At 69.4% G+C, this 6457-nt stretch carries 7 protein-coding genes; 3 read left to right on the top strand and 4 right to left on the bottom strand.

Translation table 11 applies throughout. The features are described from left to right. Both ACLL81_RS00970 and ACLL81_RS00965 read right to left on the bottom strand, forming a co-directional pair. Nucleotides 1-465: serine hydrolase domain-containing protein (locus tag ACLL81_RS00970; protein ID WP_411286477.1), on the bottom strand; the 465-nt coding region annotated here is incomplete at its 3' end. Nucleotides 466-701: 236 nt separating this feature from the next. Further along, nucleotides 702-902 (bottom strand): hypothetical protein, encoded by a 201-nt coding sequence (locus ACLL81_RS00965; protein ID WP_411286476.1) that lies wholly within the window; start codon nucleotides 900-902, stop codon nucleotides 702-704. Nucleotides 903-940: 38 nt separating this feature from the next. On the opposite strand from ACLL81_RS00965, the gene lipA reads away from it, so the two are divergent. Together lipA and ACLL81_RS00955 are read left to right on the top strand one after the other, a co-directional pair. After that, complete coding sequence (lipA, locus tag ACLL81_RS00960) at nucleotides 941-1903, top strand: lipoyl synthase (protein WP_411286475.1); 963 nt, start codon at nucleotides 941-943, stop codon at nucleotides 1901-1903. A gap of 11 nt (nucleotides 1904-1914) precedes the next feature. Next, nucleotides 1915-2388 (top strand): type II toxin-antitoxin system RatA family toxin, encoded by a 474-nt coding sequence (locus tag ACLL81_RS00955; RefSeq protein WP_411286474.1) that lies wholly within the window; start codon nucleotides 1915-1917, stop codon nucleotides 2386-2388. Here the strand turns inward: ACLL81_RS00955 and ACLL81_RS00950 are convergent. Next, nucleotides 2369-2860, bottom strand: a complete 492-nt coding sequence (locus tag ACLL81_RS00950; protein WP_411286473.1) for a CinA family protein — start codon at nucleotides 2858-2860, stop codon at nucleotides 2369-2371. The genes ACLL81_RS00955 and ACLL81_RS00950 overlap by 20 nt on opposite strands. Before the next feature lie 87 nt (nucleotides 2861-2947). Between ACLL81_RS00950 and ACLL81_RS00945 the strand changes: the two genes are divergently transcribed. Beyond that, entirely contained in the window at nucleotides 2948-5242 is a 2295-nt protein-coding gene (locus ACLL81_RS00945) for a spermidine synthase (RefSeq protein WP_411286472.1), read from the top strand. Here ACLL81_RS00945 and ACLL81_RS00940 read toward each other — a convergent pair. Further along, nucleotides 5239-6384, bottom strand: coding sequence for a bifunctional 2-C-methyl-D-erythritol 4-phosphate cytidylyltransferase/2-C-methyl-D-erythritol 2,4-cyclodiphosphate synthase (locus ACLL81_RS00940; protein WP_411286471.1), 1146 nt, complete (start codon nucleotides 6382-6384; stop codon nucleotides 5239-5241). The two genes, ACLL81_RS00945 and ACLL81_RS00940, sit on opposite strands and share 4 nt — an antisense overlap. Between the last annotated feature and the right edge of the window lie 73 nt (nucleotides 6385-6457).

The following is a 6457-nucleotide window of genomic DNA, read 5'->3' as shown; positions in this document are numbered from 1 at the left end:
GCTCATCACCTGTTGGCGGTCGCCCCAGGGATTGTCCTCCACGAACCCGGCGGTGTGGGTGAGCAGGTTGCGCACGGTGATCCGTGGGCTGTCGGTGGTGGGGTAGCGCCAGGCCTTCAACTCCGGGACATAGGTCTCGGCGGGGGCGTCCAGGAGGAGCTTGCCCTCGTCGCGCAGCTTCAGGATGGCCAGCGCGGTGAACGCCTTGGACATCGAGGCGATGCGGAACAGAGTGTCGGCGGTGACGGGGGTGTTTGAGCCGGTGTCCTGCACCCCCAATCCCCTGACGTGGACCAGCTTGCCATCCGCCACGACGCCGTAGACCAGGCCCGGGGCATGGGCCGCCAGCCGCCAGTCGGCGAAGATCCGGTCGACCTCCGCCAGGGCCGCCGGGCTGGGCGGCGCGGCGCGGGCCGGCGCGGCCAGCGCCAGCAGTAGGGCGGCCATCGCGGCGTAGAGCTTCATGGGCATTCCCCCCGTCGGTTCGACTCAGGGGTAAGCTGCGCCCTGCGCGCCGTCACGTCTGGAAACTGAGGGGAGCCCCAAAAAAACAGCCCCGACACTCCGTTTCCGGAGGCCGGGGCCTTTGGCGAGGGGTCGGGATCGCCCGGGGGGAGGCGGCGACCCTCTGTCGCAAAGGCTAAACGTACCGGGGGCCGGGATGTTCCCTCAGGACTTGGAAAGCCGGCGGCGGTTGGCCTTCACCTTACGCCGGTACTGGGCGACGGCGCGGCTGGCGGCCAGGCGGCCAGGCGGCCGGAGCCGGCCATCAGGCTGGTGAACACCTGGCTCTGGGTTTCCGCGAGCGCGCTGACCTCCTCCGTCACCATCAGGTCGGCCTGTGGGTTTGAGGGTTCATGGAAGCTAACGCGGACTGGGAGCCGAAGGGTGCCGGCGATCAAGGCTTGATCCGAAGGCCCGGGGAGACGATCTAGGCCCCATGGCCGTGGTCATCGACACCCTGGGCGCCCAGCGCCCGCGTCACCCAGAGAAGCAGTCGCGTCCCGACACGCCGCTGCTGCGCAAGCCGGATTGGCTGCGGGTCCGGGCCCCGGGTTCGCCCGGCTATGCGGCCACGCGGGACATCGTCAAGGCCCATGGCCTGGTCACCGTCTGCGAGGAAGCGGCCTGTCCCAATATCGGCGAGTGCTGGTCCAAGAGCCACGCCACCATGATGATCATGGGGGAAATCTGCACGCGGGCCTGCGCCTTCTGCAACGTGGCCACCGGTCGGCCCCTGGCGCTGGACCCGACGGAGCCCGCCCGGGTCGCCGACGCGGTGGCCAAGATGGGCCTGAAGCACGTGGTGATCACCTCGGTGGACCGCGACGACCTGGCGGATGGGGGCGCCGCTCACTTCGCCGCCGTGGTGCGCGCCATCCGCCTGACCGCGCCGGGGACCACCATCGAGATCCTCACCCCTGATTTTCTGCGCAAACCCGTGGCTGCGGCCCACGAAGTGATCGATTCCAAGCCGGACGTGTTCAACCACAATCTGGAGACCGTCCCGCGGCTCTATCTCTCGATCCGGCCCGGCGCGCGCTACTACAACTCGCTTCGCCTGCTGGAGCGGGTCAAGGAGCGCGACCCCAACCAGTTCACCAAGTCTGGCGTCATGGTCGGCTTGGGCGAGACCAAGCAAGAGGTCATGCAGGTGATGGACGACATGCGTTCCGCCGACATCGACTTCATCACCATCGGCCAGTACCTGCAGCCGACCCGCAAGCACGCCCCCATCGACCGTTTCGTCCACCCCGACGAGTTCGCAGCCTATGAGGAGATCGCCCGGGCCAAGGGTTTCCTGATGGTGGCGTCGAGCCCGCTGACCCGGTCATCGCACCACGCCGGCGAAGACTTCGCCCGGCTGCAGGCCGCGCGGCTGGCCCGCGAAACCGTGGCCTGAGCGGCCCGCCCTTGCGGCACCACGTCTCCAAGCTGCTGCCTTACACGCCCGACCAGCTGTTCGCCCTGGTGGGCGACGTGGAGGCCTATCCGGACTTCGTGCCGTGGATCAACAGCATGCGGACCTGGAATGCGCGGACCCTGGGTGAGGGGGTCACCGCGGTGGACGCGGAGGCCGGCGTCGGCTTTTCGTTCCTGAAGGAGCGGTTCTCCACGCGGGTCCGGCGCGACGCGGCGGGCCGTCGCATCGAAGTGACCCTGATCTCCGGGCCGTTCAGAGCGCTCACCAACACCTGGCGCTTTCTCGACACCGGGGAGGGCGCCACCCAGGTGGAGTTCGACATCGACTTTCAGTTCAAGTCTCGGTTGCTGACGGCGCTTCTGACCGCCAACTTCGCCCACGCCGTGGACCGGCTGATGGATTGCTTCGAGGCTCGGGCGAAGGCGCTCTACGGGACGCCCAGCGTCAGGTCATCCGGTCCCTGAGGGCCTGCAAGGCGGACTGGACGGCCGCCATCTGGATCTCCACGCGGCTCTCGATCTCGAAGAACTCCTGGCGATGCATCAGGCCGTGGTTGGTCCGCGCCGTGGCGATGTGCACGGTGCCCACCGGCTTCATCGGCGTGCCGCCGCCCGGACCCGCGACCCCGGTGACCGCCACCGAGATGTGGGCGTTGGAGGCCTCCAGCGCACCCTCGGCCATCATCCGCGCCACCGGCTCGGAGACCGCGCCCAGGTCGGCGATCAGATCGCCGGGCACCCCCAGAAGCTCCTGCTTTGCGCGGTTGGAATAGGTGACGAAGCCGCGCTCGAAGACGTCCGACGCGCCGGAGACCTGGCAGATCGCGCCGGCCACCAGCCCGCCGGTGCAGCTCTCGGCGGTGACGATGCGCAGGGATCTTTCCCGCGCCTCGTCGACCAGAAGCCGCGCCAAAGTGACGATCTCCAGCGAAAACATCGGCGCCGCCCTCTTAACTGCTCATAAGCTCAAGCGAGGCGAGACCAGAGCATCGGTCCCGCAGATCAGACAAGGCGATTCGCGCCCATGACGATCCTTGCCACCCAACCAGCCTCCACCTGGCGCCTGCCGCCGGCGCTATTCACAGTCACCGTGTTCTCCAGCGCGGCGCTGGTGTTCCTGGTCCAGCCCATGGTGGCCAAGCTGGTGCTGCCGCTCTTGGGTGGCAGTCCGTCGGTTTGGAATACCTCGATGGCGTTCTTCCAGCTGGCGCTGCTGGCCGGCTACGCCTACGCCCACGCCCTGCAACGGATCGGCTCGGTCCGGACCCAGGCGCTGGTCCACTGCGCCGCCCTGGTGGTCGCCGCCATCGCCCTGCCGCTCAGGGTCAGCGAGTTGGTGGGCGCGCCGTCGTCAGACCACCCGAACCTGTGGCTGCTGGGGGTGCTGGCGGTGTCCATCGGCGCGCCCTTCGCCGTCCTCTCGGCTACCGCGCCCCTGGTGCAGGCCTGGCACGCCCGGACACTCGGCGCCGTCGACGGCAAAGAACCCTACGTCCTCTATGCGGCCTCCAACCTGGGCAGCCTGCTGGCCTTGCTGGCCTATCCGCTGATCGTCGAGCCGGCCTTCACCCTGGTGGGCCAGCGGATGGGCTGGAGCCTGGGCTACGCCGCCTTCGTGGTGCTGATGGGCTCGCTGGCCTTCCTGGTCGCCCGCGCCGGGACGCAGGGTCCCGCGGCCGCCGCCCGGCCGACGACGGCCAGGGCGATCACCTGGCGCGAGCGCCTCACCTGGGTGGCGCTGGCGGCGATTCCCTCCAGCCTGATGCTGGGGGTGACCACCCACATCACCACGGACGTGGCGTCCGCGCCGTTCCTGTGGGTGCTGCCCCTGGCGCTCTATCTGGGCACCTTCATCATCGCCTTCCAGGCCAAGCCGGCGATCCATCCGCAGATCACCCTGGTCCTGCAGGCCGCGGCGGTGGCGGCGTGCGCGGCGCTGCTGCCGTTCCGCTCGACTTTCTTCGCCCTCCAGTTGTTCATCCACCTGGCGGCGTTCTTCCTCACCGCCCTGATGTGCCACCAGGCGCTGGTGGCCCGCAGGCCCGACCCGGCCAGGCTCACCGAATTCTATCTGATGATGTCTGTGGGCGGTGTCGTCGGCGGCAGCTTCAACGCCTTCCTCGCGCCGGTGATCTTCAACAATGTCTGGGAGTATCCCGTGGTGCTGGCGCTCTCGTGCCTGGTCAGGCCGTGGGGGCGCGACAAGGTCGAGCCGTGGGCCTGGGCGATGCTTGTGCTGGGGATCGTGGCCGCCATGGCCACCCCCGCGGTGACCACCTTCTTGGGCCCCCGGGTCGGCGTCACCGGCATCGTCGGCGACTTCAGCCAGCAGGATTTCCTGGAGCTTGGGGTGCGCGTGCTGCTGGCCTGTTCGGTGATCGCCGCCTTCCTGGTTCGCTCGAGAGCGCTGTTCTTCTTCGCCGTGATCCTGGTTCTGTCCATGGGCGCCCAGGCGGCGGCTGACCGCACCGACACCCGGCAGAGCTGGCGCAGCTTTTTCGGCGTGCTGCGTGAGAGCCAAACCCAGGTCGCGGGCCTGGGCGGCACCGTGAAGATGCTGGCCCATGGCACCACCCTGCACGGCGCCCAGGCGACGGCCCCCACGCACCGCTGCCGGCCGCTAGTCTACTACACGCCGCTGACCCCCATCGGGCAGGTGTTTACCGGCAAGCAGCTCCAGTCGAAGGCGTTGCGGATCGGCGCGGTGGGCCTGGGGACCGGCTCGGTGGCGGCCTATGTGCGGCCAGGCGACACCCTGACATTCTTCGAGATCGACCCGCTGGTGGTGCGCATCTCCAGCGATCCCAAACACTTCAGTTACACCACCGAGTGCGCCGAGGGTCCGGTGGACTACGTCCTGGGCGACGCGCGCCTGACGGTGGCGAAGCAGCCTGCAGGGACCTTCGACATCCTGCTGATCGACGCCTTCTCCTCCGACGCGGTGCCGGCGCACCTGCTCACCGTGGAGGCGGTGCGCGGCTACCTCACCCGGATGAAGCCAGACGGGGTGGTGATCCTGCACCTCTCCAACCGCAACCTCGATCTGAAGGGCCCCGCCCAGGCGGTGGCCAAGGCCGCCGGCGGCCACGCCCTGATCCAGGCTTACCGGCCCACCGAAGATCGCGGCAGTTCCTGGGAATCCTCGGAGGACGCGGTGATCGTCGCCAAGTCTCCGCAGGCCCTGGCCACCTTCGCCAGGGACCCCCGCTGGAAGGCCACGGACCCCAGCAAGGCGCGGCCCTGGACCGACGACTACACCAACCTCGCCGGCGCCCTGTGGCGCAACCTGCAGGAAAAGTACGCCTGGATACCGGGTTAGAGCGGCGTTTCCACGGACACCACGGCCTGGGCCATCAGGCCTTCCTCGCGGCCGGTGAAGCCCATACCCTCGGTGGTGGTTGCCTTGACGCTGATGCGGTGGATCGGCAGGCCCAGGAGGTCGGCGATGCGCTGGCGCATGGCGGTGCGGTGGGGGCCGACCTTCGGGCGCTCGCAGATCAGGGTGACGTCGGCGTTGAGGATCTTACCGCCCTGCGCAGCCACCCGGCCCACGGCGTGGGTGAGGAACTGGTCGGAGGAGGCGCCCTTCCACCGGGGATCAGACGGCGGGAAGTGCTCGCCGATGTCGCCGTCGCCGATGGCTCCCAGGATGGCGTCGGTGAGCGCGTGCAGGCCGCAGTCGGCGTCGGAGTGGCCGACAAGCCCCAGGTCGTGCTCGATGCGGATGCCGCACAGCCAGACCACTGTGCCGGGGCCGAACCGGTGGGCGTCGACGCCCAGGCCGATGCGCACGATGCGGCGGGCGGCGGCGAGCTGTTCGGCCATGGCGAAGTCGGCCGGCCAGGTCAGTTTCATCAGCATCGGGTCGCCGGGGATCATGGCGACGCTGCCGCCGGCCCGCTCGATGACCGCCGCGTCGTCGGTGGGCTCCTCGTTGGCCGGCCAGCGGCGGTAAGCGGCCTTCAGCTTGCCGCAACGGAAGGCCTGCGGGGTCTGGGCGCGCCACAGACCCTCGCGAGACACGGTCTCGTCCACTAGGCCCTCACCGCGCTTGAGGGTGTCGGGGACGGGCAGGGCCGGGACGGCCCCGTCGGCCAAGTCGAGGGCGGCCAGCAGCCGGTCGACGTGCTCGCGGGTTACGAAGGGGCGGGCGGCGTCGTGCACCAGCACCGGCTGGTTGCGCCCGGCGGTGATGGCGGCGAGACCGGCCTGCACGGATTCCGCCCGGGTCTTGCCGCCGGTGACCGCCTTCCAGCCGGTAAGCCCGGCCAACGCCTCGTCCACCTGCGCCAGGCGGTCGCGGGCGACGACCACGATCGCCTCGTGGGCTCCGGCCGAGAGCAGCCCCTCGACGGACCAGCGGATCAGCGGCCGCGAGCCCAGCATTCGCCAGGCCTTGGGCTCGCCTGGCCCCGCGCGCAGACCGGCCCCAGCCGCCACGATCACCGCCGAAAAACTCATGGCGGTTGTTTAGGGCGGACCGCGATGTTGTTCCAGCTTTACGGCGGCGCACAATGTGCCTAAAAACGCGGCG

Source organism: Phenylobacterium sp. (genome assembly GCF_046590535.1).
Classification (GTDB): domain Bacteria; phylum Pseudomonadota; class Alphaproteobacteria; order Caulobacterales; family Caulobacteraceae; genus Phenylobacterium.
This window is presented reverse-complemented; position numbering and strand designations above follow the sequence as displayed.